The following is a 15,251-nucleotide window of genomic DNA, read 5'->3' as shown; positions in this document are numbered from 1 at the left end:
GACAAAATCAGCGACACTTGTGTTATCATTTACAGTTGCGCCTAGAGATGGCGAAAGATGAATTACTGGCGCGGCGCTGAAAGTAGAAGCGTAACCCTTAATGGATTTGCAATTGAAGTTAAGGGCTACTTGTAGCTCAAGTGGACAGAGCGCGTGTGCAAAGCGAGGTTGCGGGTTCGAGCCCCGTCAAGATAGCTAGAGTAACGCCTAGCCGCCAGTAATAACAGTTTAGAAGTTTGCAGGTAACTGACCAACCAAAACGAGAGTGCTAACTGGCATGTAGCGCGATGGTCAAATAGTTTGAAGGTTCATGGCCTTCTTTCGCGGTGAGTTGAGATGCCCAATAATTCCGCGCCTGCGTCCAGTTTAGCCCGTCCTATTGTGGTTTACACGGTGGGGTTAAAGTGCAGCACCCGGGCTGAAAACTAATCTGGAGCCCATGTTACTTTGTGGTGTTTCTAGAAAGCTGGCTGGCTAGATCAGTCGTAATAAGCCCTCGTTCATTCACTTGAGCGGGGGTTTTTCTATACCCTCAGACAGAAAGTTAGACAGATGAACGAGACTGACATTGAAAATGAAATCCAAGCCAAAGGCCTAACAGCACCACGGCTTACCCCTCAACTAATCGACGATGCGATTGTTTCAGAACAATACCACGTATTCCAAGGCACTACGATGACTGTTTGCGCGTTGACGCTAAAGAACGGCTTTATTGTCATTGGTGAAAGCGCAGCCGCATCACCGGAAAACTTTGATCAAGAGATTGGCCGAAAAATCGCCCGAGAAAATGCCCGGAACAAGATTTGGGCTTTCGAGGGCTATGCGCTTCGCACCAAGTTAGCATCCTAGTTTCTATACCGAAAGGTAAGACACATGAGCAACGTTATCCAATTCACAGGCCTTACTCGCAACGACATGGAGCCGGACTCTATCCTAGAGAACTCAATTGGAGAACTTTCAGAGGTGGTATTGGTCGGTTTCGACAAAGAGGGCGATTTCGTATTCGCGTCATCGAAAGCGGACGCGGGCGAAACTATTTTTCTCCTTGAACGCGGTAAGCACAAGCTAATGCAGTGCTGCGACGACCTAGAGGACGAATAGAACATGAACACTCACTCAGTCATAGACCTAAACGCTGATGAAAACGCGGACGCAATTCGCGCATATAATCTAAGCGCAATGGAGCTAATCCTCCAAGACATGTGCGAACATGAGGGCATTGCTGACACTGAGGCTGAAATCGACGCAATGTTTGAGCGCATTAAAGCAGGCGTGAACTAGATGCTTGGTTGCATGGGGCAGTTAAACGAAGGCGAGACTTACGAAGAAGCGCAGGCCCGTGTCGCGGCAACCAACAAGGCGACCGAAGAAGCAAGATTAGCAAAGCGGTTTGAATTACGCGACTACTTCGAAAGCGACCCGGTTCTGAAGCCACTAGACGATGCTCTATACGCGGCAAAGCTTGAAAGCGTAATTGACCGCCAGATAGTCGTTGCAGAAATTGATCGTCTTATCAGGTTGCGCGTCGCAGAAGCGCTTCAAGACACCCAAAAGGCTCCCAAATAGCGGGGCCAAGATAATTGCATATTCAGTTAAACAAAGAAGCGCAGCACCATGAGCAACACCCAAACACTTGCAATGGACATTATTGATGACGACGGGAACTTAGTTCAAGCCGATCATTATACAGCAGCATTTTTTATACTCAAAGACATGGCTGAACACTCAACAGTTGACGACATGGAAGCCAATGTTGAGCGCATAATTGACGAAATCCGTTTAGGGGCAAACTAGCATGAATGAAGTTCAATATGAAAGCGAAATACTCGCTGGGGCAATTTACCACGTAGCTATGCACGATAGCGACGATGAGTTGACGATGAAGCAAGCCGGAACAATTCTTGCAGCGGGAATGAAGGAGCATCACTCAAACGTCGAATACCGAGTGACCGTGCATAAAATTCAGAAAGATGGCGGCAAAGTGTACAAAGTGTTGTGCGCCCGCCCTAAGGACTAACAGGGCATAGTTTTATTGCCTGACCTGCCAATTATCAAAATTCAAATAAGTTTAATATCCAAGCACCAACCCTAGGGAGTGCGCCACATGACCAACACTAAACTAGTGGAGAATAGAGCTAGACCAAAGCCCCCCAACGCGGGCAAAGGACGCCCTAAAGGGTCACCAAACAAAACCACAGCTTTGCTCAAAGACGCTATTCTAAAAGCGGCTGAGAAGGCTGGCAATTCCGTCGGTGATGAGGGTCTGGTTTCATACCTTGAACACCAGGCGACTGAGAACCCCGGCCCATTTATGAGCTTGTTAGGCAAAGTACTGCCAATGCAGGTGACGGGTGAAGATGGCAACTCGCTAGAAATCAATGTGACAATCGGCGGGCATGACTAAGGTCAACCTGCATATCAAGGCTAGGGATCAGTTTTTACCCTACCTGAACAGATCGGAACGTTGGTCTTGTGTGGTTGCACATCGAAGGGCTGGTAAAACCGTAGCTTGCATTCAAGACATAGTGAAGCGGGCAATCGAGCATACGGGGCGTGAACCACGGTTCGCCTATATCGCTCCAACCTACACACAAGCAAAAGATGTGGCTTGGTCATATCTCAAAGAATTTACGGCTTCCATTCCGGGGGTTGAAAAGTCCGAAAGTGAGTTGAGCGTAACGCTACCTCACAACGGCGCACGAATTAGGCTTTACGGCGCAGAAAACTATGATCGGTTGCGCGGGCTATATTTGGATGGCGCAATTATTGATGAGGCGGGGGATCAAGACCCTAGGGCATGGTCAGAGGTTATCAGGGCTGCGCTAAGTGACCGCAAGGGATGGGCAACGTTCATTGGCACCCCAAAGGGCAGGAACTCTTTCTACAAACGATTTATCGCCGCCAATGACGATCCTGCATGGATGACTTTACGACTTAGGGCTTCAGAGACAGGTATTATTGACGCGGCTGAACTTGAAGACGCCAAGCGCAATATGACACCAGAGGCATACGCGCAGGAATACGAAACGAGCTTTGAAGCAGCGGTTAAGGGCGCATATTACGCGGCTGAAGTTGAGCAGGCTGAAAAAGAGGACCGGATCACCAGTGTCCCCCACGATAAGGCGGCTGACACAATAGCAGCGTGGGATTTGGGGATAGGCGACAGCACATCAATTTGGATTGGCCAGATTGTTGGGCGCGAACACCACATGATCCACTATTACGAAAATTCCGGTGTAGGACTTGATCACTATGTCGATCACATCAAGTCGCTACCCTACCCAATACACCAACACATTCTACCACACGACGCGGCTGCTAGGGAATTACAAACAGGTAAAAGCCGCATCCAGTTTTTGCGCGATAGAGGTCTAAGTTGCAATGAGCCACTGCCTCAACACGCTGTTGACGATGGCATTAACGCGGTGCGGATGAAATTCAACCAAATCTGGTTCGATAAAAAAGGATGCGAGCGCGGCATAGATTGTTTGCGCATGTATCGCTCTGAATACAACGAAAAGCTCCAAACGTTAAAGCCTCGCCCCTTGCATGATTGGGCGTCGCATGGATCAGACGCATTTAGATATTGGGTAATGGGCGCACATCCAATTGACCCAGGCCCAACCGAACGACCTGAACCGGATTACCGCAATAGCGGCCCCGGTGGCTGGATGGGCTAGGCCCCACAGAAAGCATTCTATGACAAAAGACCGCTCTAAGGGCGAAGAGCGCGACCTGCTGCAAGAAGGCAGGGACGAACTCGCAATCGCTGTTGAATATGAAGGTCCCAACCGGTTAACCGCCGAAGATGACACTGAATTCGCGCGGTTGGGCAAACAGTGGCCAGAAGATATCCGTAAAGAGCGTGAGCGCGACCGCCGCCCATGCCTAACCCGCAACATGATGAACTCGTTCATTCGCCAAGTGGTGAACGATGCGCGGCAAAACAAACCATCAATTAAGGTTCACCCAGCTGATGATAAAGCGGACGTTGAAACCGCTGATATTTACAACGGTCTAATTCGCAATATTGAATATACCTCGGACGCTGAAATTGCTTACGACACAGCCACAGAAAACGCGGTGTCAATGGGGTGGGGTTATTTCAAGATTGAATATGACCGGGCCTATGACGATAGCGACGATTTGGACATTGGCATTCGCCGCGTTGCTAATCCGTTTTCGATTTATGGCGATCCATATTCCACAGCGGCTGACTCATCTGATTGGAATTCAGCCTTTGAGGTTGAATGGCTTACTGAAGACGCATTTGAAAAACAATTCCCCAATGAAGAGAAAATTGATTTCGATTTTGATTTTGAAGGGGCTGAAGATTGGAAGCGCGATAAAGAAATTCTTGTCGCGAAATGGTGGCGTCGTGAAGAAGTTGACCGCCCTATGGTTGTTCTTTCCAACGGGCAATCAATTGACAAATCTGTTTATGAAGCAGAGGCGTCGCTCTTATCGTTGGATGGGATATACCCCGTTCGCGAATATGTTGGGCGCAGCCACAAAGTTAAGCGCCACATTCTAACGGGCGCAAAAGTTGTCAAATCAGAGGATTGGTTGGGTCAGTATATCCCGATTGTCCCGGTTTATGGTGATGAGGTTGTAGACGCAAACGGCAAGCGTCATTTCCGCTCGCTGATCTGCGATGCAAAGGACACGCAGCGTCAATACAACTATTGGCAATCAGCGGCTACTGAACTTGTGGCACTGGCTCCCAAAGTTCCCTATATCGGGCCTTTAGGTTCGTTCAAGTCAGACGGGAAACGATGGGCAACCGCTAACACAGCTAATCACCCGTATCTTGAATATGATGTGGTGCCGAACGCGAATGGCGACAAGCCACAACGCCAGCCATTAGACTCTGGACCAGCGGCGGGCGCTTTGCAGCAAGCCATGACCGCCCGTGAAGACATGCAAGCAATCATTGGCCTACACGACCCATCTATGGGGCAGGTAACAGGTGATCAGTCTGGCATTGCAGTACACAGGTTGCAGCGCCGTGGTGATGTGTCAACGTTTCACTTCCAAGATAATATGGCGCGGGCGATCCGTCATGCAGGTCGTATTGTCATTGATCTTATTCCAAAGGTTTACAATTCCGAGCGCGTTATTCGCATTATGGGCGAAGACGGTGCACCTAAAAACGTACCACTAAAACGCCCGGTCCCGGCCAAAGACGAAAACGGCAAGCCTATCATGCAGCCGAAAGTGGACCAGAACGGCAACCCTGTTATTGGGGACGACGGGACGCCGCTCAAAGAGCAGGTTGAACGCATCTATGATTTGGGGATCGGCAAATTCGACCTAACAGTCACCACAGGACCTAGCTTTACGACAAAACGTGAAGAAGCAGCTGTTCAAATGATGAAATTCATTGATCGCAACCCTGCTTCAGCCCCGTTGATTGGTGATCTGGTCGCTAAAAACCTTGATTGGCCGGGCGCAGATGAGTTTGCCAAGCGGTTCAAGAAAATGTTGCCACCTCAACTCCAAGAGGGCGGGCTACCACCAGAAATCACACAGTTGATTGAGCAAGGCAAGCAAACAATCGCGGGTCAAAACGAGACCATCGCGCAATTGCAAGCCTATGTGTTGAAACTTGAGTCTGACCGAACCAACAACGCCCGCAAGGTTGATGTTGACGAATTCAAAGCTGAGACAGACCGCTATGAAGCGGACACAGACCGTATGGAAGCCCTAAGCAAAATGGGGCAACAAGCGCCAAAGGTTACACCGCCTGTTCATGCAGGAATGAATGCGGTTGACCAGGCGCGGGCAAACAGCCTGAACGCATCGGCGGCTCTTGCTCGGGCTAGGGCGATAAAAGAAATGCAGCCTGAACCACAGCCATATGAGCAGGGCTTAGACCCACGGTTCGCGCCGCCAGCAGACGACCAGTTTTAAACACAGAAATACCAATTCAGGCTCCCTAACGGGGGCCTTTTTCGTAATGCGCCAACGTCATGGCGCTTAATCACCAACTTGCATTGCAGGAGTGAACTATGAACCTCGAAGATGGAACCCCTAACGATTCAGACTATTCCTCACCGGATGAAGAACCGACAAGTGAAATAGTTGAAACGGACGAAACCACTAACGAGTCCGATGTTGGCGAAGAAGTCCTAGAAGATGGCGACGACACCGATTTGGAAACAGACGGTGAAGAAGGCGACGAAAACGTTGCCAACGAAGACGAAGCTGATCCTTCAGAAGCAGAAGTCGAAGAATACGACATTGATGGGAAAAAGTACAAGTTACCCAAAGAAGTCATTCCTCATTTGATGAAGGATCGCGACTACACGCAAAAAACGCAAGAACTCGCAGAGCACCGCAAAGCACTGGCAGAATATCAGTCTCAAAAACAGGCTGAAATTGACCAGCAAGTGGAGGCGGCTCAACAGTTCACGCAAGAGTATGCACAACTCCACACTATTGACGGTCGGTTGCAAGAGTTCAACAAACTCACACCAGCCGATTGGGCGTCGTGGGAGCAAGAAGACTACATGGAAGCCCAACAGGGCTTTCGTGAATACACCGTTCTGAAAGACCAACGCGAGAAACTTTTCAAGTCGGTCGAAGAGAAACAAAAACAGGTCCAGCACGAAAAAGAGCAACGGTCTCGAGTTGAGCAGCAAGCACAAGAAAAACAGCTTGCCAAGCTCCAAGAGGAAGCCATTAGCGAAGTGAAACGTGTGGTCCCAAGCTGGGATAAAGAGCTAGCCGCAAAAGTGTCCAAATTTGCCATCGAAAACGGTTTTTCAAATGAAGAACTGCGACAGGCATCAACGGACAAGCGGTCAATGCTCATGTTCCACAAAGCGTGGCGCGGTCACCAGCTTGAAACCGAACAAAAAGCGGCAGCACAAAAGGCAAAAGCCGCCATTACTCCACAAGGTCAACCACTTACTCAAGTCGCCAAGGGGCGAACAGCACCAGCGACAACCGGGCTAAGTGACGACCTGCCAATGGATGAATGGCAACGCCGCCGCAATGCACAGCTGCGAAGTCGCAGTTAAACCTCACATTGCGTGGCCATAGAGCCACATAGGAACTTCACAAATGGCTAATACACTTCTCACCTCAACCAAGGTGACGCGCGAAGCTTTGCGCATCCTTCACCAAAAACTCAACTTTATCGGCAACGTTAACCGGACTTATGACGATTCATTCGCCAAAGACGGTGCCAAAATTGGCGATAGCTTGAAAATCCGATTGCCGAACCAGTACACCGTTCGTACTGGTGCGACACTTTCGGCTCAAGACACCACAGAGTCTAGCACTACGCTTCAAGTTGGCACTCAAAAAGGTGTGGATTTGAACTTCACATCATCTGACCTCACGCTTTCAATGGACGACTTTTCGTCTCGCGTGTTGGAACCTGCGATGTCAGTTCTTGCAGCAAATATTGAGTCTGACATGCTCACAAGCGTTTACAAAGACGTTTATCAGCAAGTTGACAACCAAGGATCCGCTGCAACCTTTGCCAAAATCCTAGCAGGTCGTAAAAAGCTTGTTGATGCGTTGGCCCCGACAGACTTGAACTGCACGTTGAACACTCAAGACAACGTTGATTTGGTTGACGCCCTCAAAGGCCTATTCCAAGACAGCACAGAAGTGGCAAAACAGTACCGTGAAGGCATGATTGGCCGGGGTGCTGGCTTCAAGTTCTGGGAAAACACCCTTATGCCAAGCCACACAGTGGGTGCGGGTGCTAGCTACGTTTGTAATACATCTACTGGCATTACAGACGGTTCTGCAACCATTACGCTTTCTGGTGGTACTGGCACTATTTCTGCTGGTGACGTGTTCACTATTGCTGGCGTGTTTCGTGTGCATCCTGAAACGAAAGTTTCAACTGGCGTATTGCAGCAGTTCGTTGCAACAGCGGATGGCACAACTTCAATTGTGGCGTCACCTACACCTACCACTACTGGTGCGGGTCAAAACATCACTATTTCAGGTGCTGGTTCTGGTAAAGCGGTTGTTATTTCCGGTACGGCCTCAACGGCTCACGGCATTTCAATGGCTTACCACAAAGACGCGTTTGCCTTTGCAACAGCCGATTTGATCATGCCTAAAGGTGTGGACTTTGCGAAACGTGAAGTGCTTGACGGTATTTCAATGCGGATCGTGCGCCAATACGACATTAACAACGATAAAATGCCTTGTCGTGTTGACGTTATGTACGGCTACAAAACCATCCGACCAGAACTCGCTGCCCGCGTGGCGAATAACTAATCAAACTCAATATTGGGGGGCTTCTGGCTCCCCTTTTTCTTTTATGCGGGGCAATAATCTATGGCTTTAATTACCGATTACGACACCCTTAAAACCGCTGTAGCGCTTTATCAATGGCGCACAGATGACACAGCTTTTGAAAACAATGTAGACAGCATGATCCAAAATGCAGGAGCGCGGCTAAATCGCAAGCTCCAGTTACGGGTAATGCAGGTCAACACAGACCTAACCGGAACCATTGGTTCACGCGAAATTGCGCTTCCATCTGATTATGTTGAGCCGATTTCGCTACACCTTACCACCTTTGGTGAGCCTTGCGAACTTAGACCATCTATTGCGGGGCAAATGCCGCTTCATACGGGCAACGCTTCACCGGACGCCTGGTGCATTGATGGAACGAATATCAGCCTAGATCACCCTTGCGATGTGGCACACACATTCCGCTTTCGATATCGCAAATCTCTTGTGCTGGATGCGACCACAACAACCAATTGGCTGCTTACCAACCATCCTGACATTTACCTTGCCGCTGTTTGTGTATGGGGCGGTGTTTTCATGCGCGACCAAGAAGAAGCGGTGAAGCATAAGGCGCTGCTTGAAGAGGGGCTAGAGGAGCTTGGAAACATTGAAAGCCGCAATACCTCGATAGCACCCCTAACGGTTGATGCTGCGCTTGTTTCGCGCGGCGGGTTCAACATCAACAACGGCTAACCAATTCCGACATTCACAAATTCACAATGCCTTGTGCAAGCACGGCAATAGGAGGGGCGTATGCCTTCACCAACCGCGACCGCTGTTATACGCGCTAAAAAGCAAGAACAATACAGCAACAACAATACGTGGGGTCCCATTTTAAACACCGACACATTGGACCCGTTCGACGAGGCGTTTACAACTGTTGAGGTAGCTGTCGAAGCCAATGTCACGCTTTCTGTAGCAAATTATGTTTCAGACGAAGCGCGGCGTCTTGGGATTGTTCTAACAGGTACTGGTGGGTTTGTTGTAACGGCTCCAGCAAACGCCAAAGCATATTTTATTGTCAACAATTGCACTAACGATAACACATTTAAGCCTTTAGGTGGCACCGCTGCAACTATACGAGCAGGGACAGGTGTTTGGTATTATACAACAGGGTCATCACTGGTCGGCAATGTTGTTGACCCCACTTTAGATAAAATCAAAGCCCCGTCCGCTTCTGTAAGCCTTAATAGCCAAAAGTTGATTAATGTTGCAGCAGCTACTAGCACGTCAGACGCGACCACACGCGCTAATAAAATTACAGATTTTGCAGCGGCTGGGGGCAGTCTTAATCTTAATTCTAACAAGATAATCAATGTTACAGATCCAACCTCTGCGCAAGATGCTTCTACTAAGGCCTATGTTGATGCTGAAATTGTGACTGTTCTGGCAACAACAGCGGATGATGTGGCGACAACCAACGCAAATGTGATTTTGACCAATGCTGATGTTGTATCAACGAACGCGGACGCAGCCACCACAAATGCAGATGTTGTTTTAACGGGTCTTGATGTTATCGCGGCGGCTGCGAGTGCAGACGCGGCGGCTGCGAGTGCAGACGCGGCGGCGGCAAGTGCAGCTAGTATCAATTTACCAGCAAAGGTAGCAAATGAGTTTTTGCAGGTTAATGCTGGGGCCACCGCATACGAAAGCAAATCAGCCACAGAAGTTGCAACCGCAATTGGCGCGTTAACCGCAAGCGATGTGGGCACCGGGGCAAATGATCTTGTGCAGTTAGACGGGTCTGCCAAACTGCCTGCTGTTGATGGTTCGCAACTAACAGGTATTTCTGCCTCTCAAACGATCTACGGCACGACCACAAGCCTATCAAGTGATGCAACCGCTGATTTCACCTTAGAGGCTGGCGCTGATGAATGGTTCTTTTCTGTTAAAAACGTGATTCCTGCAACAGATAATAAGGGTTTCTCTTTTTCGGCGTCAGATGACGGTGGCTCGACATTTGCGGTCACCACTAACACAATTAGTATTGTGTCATCAACTCTTGGTGGGCCTACGCTGAGCGCGAGTTCCGGTGCCTTAGTTAAAACTCCAGTATACATGGGGTCTGGCGCCAGTGAATATGGAGCATCAGGAACTCTTCGCATTCTTCCTTCTTCGTCAGAATGGCCTAGGTTTAGGGCCGAATGGGTCTATATGTCAGAAGCAGGCAACATTACGCATGTAACTTTGTTTGGCGAGTGGAAAACCACGACGACCTTAACCCATATACGATTTAACATGACAGGCGGGAACCTCGAAAGCGGCGAAATCACGCCCGGATATGTGAGCTATTAGAATGAAATACACACAGCTAATTGACGGTAAGCGGATTGAGATTTCAAAGGCGAAATATGACGCCTTGTTCCCAGATATCCCAGTGGAAGAAGAAATTGAGCAACGTTTGGTCGAAGCAAAAGCTGAATGTCGTACGCGTATTCTGGCAGTTATGAACGAAACCGCGCAATCTGCAATGACTGCAACGGCTGCGGCAACTTTGTTTGATGAAGTTCAAATGTCGCTCTATCGCGAAGGGCTTCAATGGATCAATGACATGCGCTCTACATGGCCAGAATTAGCCAAGGACAGGCGGAAGAGCATTGATAGCGACAAGCACTGGCCAAAGCCTTCTAAAGCGCTCCTCGACTTTGTGAGTGGATTTTAAAAACCAAGTAAATCAGTAACCCGCACCGCCTCCGCAAGGGGGCTTTTTTTATGGAGAAATTAACATGGCAGGATTTGGTAATCCAAACGGCTTTGGTGGTATGGGGGCAAACAGACCTTCATTCCCAATGCGACAAAGCCACCCATACTCAACCCGCGTTGATTCAGATGATGAGTTCGTTAACGACTGGCAGAGCAACGCGCCTAGTCGGCTTATTGGTGGCAGCGAGCCAGAGTATGGTTATCAGATGTTGGGCGGGGCGTACACAGAGACACAAGGCACCCCGACTACGATTACAAATGCGGATGGCACTGTCCAAATGTTGGGGGGTGGTGTTTCCACTGAACAGGGCACGCCTTCAGTTGAACGAACGATTATCAACCCTGGCACACCTCAAACCGAAAACCCCGAGTACGCTGAGTACATGGACCGCTTCAATAATGCGGTAACGCTTCGCCAAGAGAACCAAACCCGCCAACAACAAAACTATAACCAAATGGCTGGCAATGGCATGTTGGACGGTATTTTGGGCGCTGAATACAGCAACCCAAACTTTGGCCAAGTTACAGGCCAAGAAAACAACCAAAGCTCATTGCCCCTTTTGGGCAATCCTGAAGGGTTAGACGGCCTTACAGCGGGGGCATATGAGGGGCTGCAAAGCCAAGGCGTTTACGCCCCGGCTGCGCGTTCAACCAAACCTAAGTTCTCATTCTAATGCGGGTTTCAAAGCCCGTACTGCACGACGATGAGCTTGAGGCCAAGTCGGGGGCAAAAGCAGTGAGCGCCCGTAAGAAAATCGCGCAAAAGCTGCAAGATTCTTACAACAAAACACCCCCTGCCAGAATTTACACACCACAAAATAACGAGAACGCGTAATGACCGTATTGCCGCTCCAATTTCGCCCGACTGTTAATAAACGCGACACCGGGCTTATGAATGAAGGCGGGTGGGTTGGCTCCAACTTTATGCGGTTTTGGCAAGGATTGCCACAAGTTATTGGCGGTTGGCAGCTTAACTCAACCACAATGGAGGGGGCTGGGCGCAAAATACATACTTGGCGCACGATAGAGGGCAAAAGCGCGGAAGCAATCGGCACGTCTAGTCACCTATATTCCCGCATAAATGGCACTCAGCGCGACATCACTCCTAATCTATTCGACACAGTACTTGAGGATGCTTTTACAACGGTAAACGGCTCTCCAATTGTAACGGTAAAGTTCGAAAATGTTCATCGCTTGTCCGCAGGCAATACGGTTGTGTTTTCCAACCAACAATCCACTGTTGGTGGTCTTACGATTGATGGGTCCTACACCGTTACAGAAGTAGTCACAGAACGTCAGATCACGATCACCCATGGTTCGAACGCTACGTCAACCGCATCGACCCCCACAGGTGGGTTTGTTGATTTAGTGGCCCCTTTACCTGTTGGACTTGGCAGCAACCCTGATGCTGGCTTTGGTAGCGACAGTTTTGGGGGTGGCCCATATAGCGGATCTGATGCTCCAATTGAAGAACTAAGGACCTGGAGCCTTGATAATTGGGGCGAGAACCTCATTGCGAACCCGTCTGGCTTTCCTATTTTTGAGTATCAAGCCGAAACGAACTATCTTGATTTAGCGTTCAATGGTGATTTTGCCACAGACGCAAGTGGATGGGCTTTAGGTACTGGTTGGGCTTATGGAGCCAGCAAGGTATCAAAAACCGCTGGCACTGGTGCAAATCTAAGCCAAAATATTGAAGAGGTTCTTGAGGGTGGCAGATATTATGTCGCAACCTTTGATGTAACCAGAACAGCGGGCTCATTAAAACTACGGGTAAATGCAGGGACAACCCCGGCTGTTATTGATGTTGGGGCTGCAAGTTCTGCCATTACTAAAACAGGGACATATCGCCGCTTATTCCTTTGTCCAGCCGATCCTGTTGATATTGTGTTTGAAGCTGATTCAACTTTTGCGGGTGATGTGGATAATGTCACCTATACGCTCTACGACAAAGCCTACCGCATTACCACAGCTCCCCCGCGCGTTGATGCGATGTTTGTTGAGCCTCGTGGTGTTGTTGTCGCCCTTGGCACAACCCTTTTAAACGGTTCGTATAGCGCGACTTCTTATCGTTGTTCTGCGCTTGGCAATAACCGTTTATGGATTCCTGACACTGACAATATTTCATCTGAAGAAACCCTAAGCGGGGGCGGTGGTCGCCTCATGGCTGGAATTGCAACGCGCCAACAAAACCTTGTTTGGGGTGACGATGGGGTGTTTTCCCTTCAGTACCTCGGGGAAGTAGGAAAAGCCTTCAATGCCAACTTAGTTGGGCCGGGGTGTGGTCTAATCTCGCGCAACGCAATGGCCGCTTCATCTGGATTTGTGATGTGGATGAGCAATTCGGGTCAATTCTATATGTTTAGGGGCGTGGGGTCTACCAACCTTGGTGTGCCTGAAGCCATTATTTGCCCATTGGGCGAAGACGTATTTGCCAATCTTGACCGCAACCAAGCGCTGAAGGTTCACGCGGGTATTAATTCCAAATTTGATGAGTGTTGGTTCTTCTACCCCGATGCAAGGGATGGGCGCGAGTGTTCACGCGCTGTAGCTTGTTCTTGGACGCAAAGCGCGGGGGAAAATGAAATTCCATGGGTGCCGCACCAACTTGCACGGACAGCCTGGAAAGCCGCGGGGGTGCTTGAAAACCCGATCGCTGTAACGGCCCCAAATAGCAGCGGTGAAAGCTATATTTCTGAACATGAGAGCGGCCAAACAGCGAACGGCGCGGCCCTAAACGAATATATTGAAAGCGGTGATTTTGATCTAGGCGAGGGCGAAAACCTATTCTGCATCAATACAATCATTCCAGACATTCACAACCAAGAGGGCAACCTCAAATACACGCTTACCACCCGTCTTGATCCGCATGGGACCGATAAGGTTTGGGAAAGCGCGGCAATCACCCCTTCAACCACAAGAGTTTTCCCGCGAACCCTTTCCCGCCAAGCCCGCATACGCATCGATGGGCTGACAAGCGGGGCCGCATGGCGGTTGGGCAAGCTAACACTTGATGTAACCCCAACACAGGCTCGGAGATGAGCGCCCCTGCAAAAGTTTGGGATGCGTACCTAGAAGAATTTGAGCGGTGCGTACCGTTTATTCAACGCGCTGTTGATCGGGTAGGTGGCGAGTTCACCATAGACCACGTTCGACACGAAATAATGAGCAACCAAGCGCAGCTTCACTCACGCGAAAGCAGCGCAGTTGTGACCCGCATCGAAACCACGCCAAGCGGCAAGACGTTTGTTCTTTGCTGGCTGGCGGGCGGTATCGAACCCGAAATCTTAGACCTCGAAAAATCCATAGAACAATGGGGCAAGTCTCTTGGCTGCACCCAAATCAAAATTATTGGCCGTGCGGGGTTCTTAAGAACGCTTCCCGGCTATTCAGAGCAAGCTAGAATTCTAGCCAAGGAGTTAACGCATGAGCTTTAAAATTGGCGAAAGCAAAACCTCAACATCTCAACAATATTCCCCTCAAGTTGAGGCGATGATGGATGAGTATCAGAAAAAAGTTGGCAGCACTGCCCAGCACTATTGGAATTTGGGCGGTATGCCAGTGCCACCTAAAACGGACCGCCAGAACGCCACACGAGCGCTTGTGGACGGTATCGGTAGCAATACGGGCCATGACTACACCAGCGAAATTGCAGCGGCTGGCGGCGGCTATACGCCAAGCACAGCGCAAGCCCATACGGTTGATGGTGAACAGATCATAGAGGGTATGAACCCCTATCTTGAGGGCGTAGGGCGCGACACAATCAACACTATGCGCCGGGAACGCGATAATACAGATGCAAAAATCGGGGCGCGACATGCATCGGCGGTTGCCTTTGGCGGTTCTGGTTCTGCATTGGAACGCGCACAGCTTAACCGTGGGTATGGCGAAAACGTTGGCAAGGCAATCAACGGCATTATGGCGCAGGGATATGATAATTCGACAAATCTTGCACTAAACAATGCCCAAATGAAAAACCAAGCTGACCTTGCAAATGCGCAAATGGCGAACGAGGCGGCAAGGTTTGGGGCAAGCAACAACCTCAATTCAAAAATCGCTGCATCACAAGCCGTAAATGACCAACATGGGCGCAAAATCAACGCCTTTGGTGCAATGGAACGACAAAATATATTCGACCTTGCGCAGAACCAAGAAGAACAAAACCGTTTGCTGAATTTGCTGGATTGGACGCAAGGCAAGTTACCTACTCCAGGCGTTACGCAAACCTCAACCAAGCCTCTCAATTTCAACCCACTCGCAGTGCTTGGGTCTATGCTTTAGGA

18 protein-coding genes and 1 tRNA gene are annotated in these 15,251 nt (G+C 49.6%); all 19 read left to right on the top strand.

Annotation, left to right across the window (positions count from 1 at the left end; all coding sequences use genetic code 11):
- Positions 1 to 124 precede the first annotated feature (124 nt).
- Positions 125 to 197: transfer RNA gene (locus tag O4H47_RS00975), tRNA-Cys, on the top strand.
- Positions 198 to 552: 355 nt separating this feature from the next.
- Positions 553 to 849: a Gp49 family protein gene (locus tag O4H47_RS00970; RefSeq protein ID WP_269392060.1), complete on the top strand. Its 297-nt coding sequence runs from the start codon at positions 553 to 555 to the stop codon at positions 847 to 849.
- Between the two features lie 24 nt (positions 850 to 873).
- Complete coding sequence (locus O4H47_RS00965; RefSeq protein WP_269392059.1) at positions 874 to 1,101, top strand: hypothetical protein; 228 nt, start codon at positions 874 to 876, stop codon at positions 1,099 to 1,101.
- 3 nt (positions 1,102 to 1,104) lie between these two features.
- The gene (locus tag O4H47_RS00960) at positions 1,105 to 1,281 is read left to right on the top strand and encodes a hypothetical protein (RefSeq protein ID WP_269392058.1); all 177 of its coding nucleotides are present in this window, start codon (positions 1,105 to 1,107) and stop codon (positions 1,279 to 1,281) included.
- A complete protein-coding gene (locus tag O4H47_RS00955; RefSeq protein WP_269392057.1) occupies positions 1,282 to 1,566 on the top strand; it encodes a hypothetical protein in 285 nt (94 codons plus the stop codon).
- A 48-nt stretch (positions 1,567 to 1,614) separates the two neighbouring features.
- The gene (locus O4H47_RS00950) at positions 1,615 to 1,794 is read left to right on the top strand and encodes a hypothetical protein (RefSeq protein ID WP_269392056.1); all 180 of its coding nucleotides are present in this window, start codon (positions 1,615 to 1,617) and stop codon (positions 1,792 to 1,794) included.
- Position 1,795: 1 nt separating this feature from the next.
- Positions 1,796 to 2,017 (top strand): hypothetical protein, encoded by a 222-nt coding sequence (locus O4H47_RS00945; RefSeq protein WP_269392055.1) that lies wholly within the window; start codon positions 1,796 to 1,798, stop codon positions 2,015 to 2,017.
- A gap of 87 nt (positions 2,018 to 2,104) precedes the next feature.
- Positions 2,105 to 2,404, top strand: coding sequence for a hypothetical protein (locus O4H47_RS00940; RefSeq protein WP_269392054.1), 300 nt, complete (start codon positions 2,105 to 2,107; stop codon positions 2,402 to 2,404).
- Positions 2,397 to 3,680 (top strand): hypothetical protein, encoded by a 1,284-nt coding sequence (locus tag O4H47_RS00935; protein ID WP_269392053.1) that lies wholly within the window; start codon positions 2,397 to 2,399, stop codon positions 3,678 to 3,680. The genes O4H47_RS00940 and O4H47_RS00935 overlap by 8 nt, the downstream gene beginning before the upstream one ends.
- Before the next feature lie 19 nt (positions 3,681 to 3,699).
- On the top strand, positions 3,700 to 5,913 hold the full coding sequence (locus O4H47_RS00930; protein ID WP_269392052.1) for a portal protein: 2,214 nt from the start codon (positions 3,700 to 3,702) through the stop codon (positions 5,911 to 5,913).
- 98 nt (positions 5,914 to 6,011) lie between these two features.
- A complete protein-coding gene (locus tag O4H47_RS00925) occupies positions 6,012 to 7,025 on the top strand; it encodes a hypothetical protein (RefSeq protein ID WP_269392051.1) in 1,014 nt (337 codons plus the stop codon).
- Between the two features lie 43 nt (positions 7,026 to 7,068).
- Positions 7,069 to 8,247 (top strand): P22 phage major capsid protein family protein, encoded by a 1,179-nt coding sequence (locus O4H47_RS00920; RefSeq protein ID WP_269392050.1) that lies wholly within the window; start codon positions 7,069 to 7,071, stop codon positions 8,245 to 8,247.
- 60 nt (positions 8,248 to 8,307) lie between these two features.
- Positions 8,308 to 8,958, top strand: coding sequence for a phage adaptor protein (locus tag O4H47_RS00915; RefSeq protein ID WP_269392049.1), 651 nt, complete (start codon positions 8,308 to 8,310; stop codon positions 8,956 to 8,958).
- Between the two features lie 60 nt (positions 8,959 to 9,018).
- Positions 9,019 to 10,560 (top strand): hypothetical protein, encoded by a 1,542-nt coding sequence (locus O4H47_RS00910; protein WP_269392048.1) that lies wholly within the window; start codon positions 9,019 to 9,021, stop codon positions 10,558 to 10,560.
- 1 nt (position 10,561) lies between these two features.
- On the top strand, positions 10,562 to 10,927 hold the full coding sequence (locus O4H47_RS00905) for a hypothetical protein (protein WP_269392047.1): 366 nt from the start codon (positions 10,562 to 10,564) through the stop codon (positions 10,925 to 10,927).
- A 64-nt stretch (positions 10,928 to 10,991) separates the two neighbouring features.
- Positions 10,992 to 11,642 carry a hypothetical protein gene (locus O4H47_RS00900; protein ID WP_269392046.1) on the top strand — a complete coding sequence of 217 codons (651 nt, stop codon included), beginning with the start codon at positions 10,992 to 10,994 and terminating at the stop codon, positions 11,640 to 11,642.
- Between the two features lie 160 nt (positions 11,643 to 11,802).
- On the top strand, positions 11,803 to 14,010 hold the full coding sequence (locus O4H47_RS00895; protein WP_269392045.1) for a hypothetical protein: 2,208 nt from the start codon (positions 11,803 to 11,805) through the stop codon (positions 14,008 to 14,010).
- Positions 14,007 to 14,405 (top strand): hypothetical protein, encoded by a 399-nt coding sequence (locus O4H47_RS00890; RefSeq protein ID WP_269392044.1) that lies wholly within the window; start codon positions 14,007 to 14,009, stop codon positions 14,403 to 14,405. Before O4H47_RS00895 ends, O4H47_RS00890 begins: the two co-directional genes overlap by 4 nt.
- Positions 14,395 to 15,249 (top strand): hypothetical protein, encoded by an 855-nt coding sequence (locus tag O4H47_RS00885; RefSeq protein ID WP_269392043.1) that lies wholly within the window; start codon positions 14,395 to 14,397, stop codon positions 15,247 to 15,249. Before O4H47_RS00890 ends, O4H47_RS00885 begins: the two co-directional genes overlap by 11 nt.
- Positions 15,250 to 15,251: the final 2 nt, after the last annotated feature.

Origin of the sequence: Maritalea porphyrae (assembly GCF_027213965.1) — a bacterium.
GTDB classification, from domain to species: Bacteria; Pseudomonadota; Alphaproteobacteria; order Rhizobiales; family Devosiaceae; genus Maritalea; species Maritalea porphyrae_A.
The sequence above is the reverse complement of the archived record's forward strand: the minus strand, read 5'-3'. Positions and strand labels throughout refer to the sequence as shown.

Coding starts and splice junctions, on each gene's coding strand:
- O4H47_RS00930 (WP_269392052.1), top strand. CDS start 3,700: ATGACAAAAGACCGCTCTAAGGGCGAAGAGCGCGACCTGCTGCAAGAA.
- O4H47_RS00905 (WP_269392047.1), top strand. CDS start 10,562: ATGAAATACACACAGCTAATTGACGGTAAGCGGATTGAGATTTCAAAG.
- O4H47_RS00960 (WP_269392058.1), top strand. CDS start 1,105: ATGAACACTCACTCAGTCATAGACCTAAACGCTGATGAAAACGCGGAC.
- O4H47_RS00885 (WP_269392043.1), top strand. CDS start 14,395: ATGAGCTTTAAAATTGGCGAAAGCAAAACCTCAACATCTCAACAATAT.
- O4H47_RS00935 (WP_269392053.1), top strand. CDS start 2,397: ATGACTAAGGTCAACCTGCATATCAAGGCTAGGGATCAGTTTTTACCC.
- O4H47_RS00895 (WP_269392045.1), top strand. CDS start 11,803: ATGACCGTATTGCCGCTCCAATTTCGCCCGACTGTTAATAAACGCGAC.
- O4H47_RS00900 (WP_269392046.1), top strand. CDS start 10,992: ATGGCAGGATTTGGTAATCCAAACGGCTTTGGTGGTATGGGGGCAAAC.
- O4H47_RS00950 (WP_269392056.1), top strand. CDS start 1,615: ATGAGCAACACCCAAACACTTGCAATGGACATTATTGATGACGACGGG.
- O4H47_RS00945 (WP_269392055.1), top strand. CDS start 1,796: ATGAATGAAGTTCAATATGAAAGCGAAATACTCGCTGGGGCAATTTAC.
- O4H47_RS00910 (WP_269392048.1), top strand. CDS start 9,019: ATGCCTTCACCAACCGCGACCGCTGTTATACGCGCTAAAAAGCAAGAA.
- O4H47_RS00965 (WP_269392059.1), top strand. CDS start 874: ATGAGCAACGTTATCCAATTCACAGGCCTTACTCGCAACGACATGGAG.
- O4H47_RS00920 (WP_269392050.1), top strand. CDS start 7,069: ATGGCTAATACACTTCTCACCTCAACCAAGGTGACGCGCGAAGCTTTG.
- O4H47_RS00915 (WP_269392049.1), top strand. CDS start 8,308: ATGGCTTTAATTACCGATTACGACACCCTTAAAACCGCTGTAGCGCTT.
- O4H47_RS00890 (WP_269392044.1), top strand. CDS start 14,007: ATGAGCGCCCCTGCAAAAGTTTGGGATGCGTACCTAGAAGAATTTGAG.
- O4H47_RS00925 (WP_269392051.1), top strand. CDS start 6,012: ATGAACCTCGAAGATGGAACCCCTAACGATTCAGACTATTCCTCACCG.
- O4H47_RS00970 (WP_269392060.1), top strand. CDS start 553: ATGAACGAGACTGACATTGAAAATGAAATCCAAGCCAAAGGCCTAACA.
- O4H47_RS00940 (WP_269392054.1), top strand. CDS start 2,105: ATGACCAACACTAAACTAGTGGAGAATAGAGCTAGACCAAAGCCCCCC.
- O4H47_RS00955 (WP_269392057.1), top strand. CDS start 1,282: ATGCTTGGTTGCATGGGGCAGTTAAACGAAGGCGAGACTTACGAAGAA.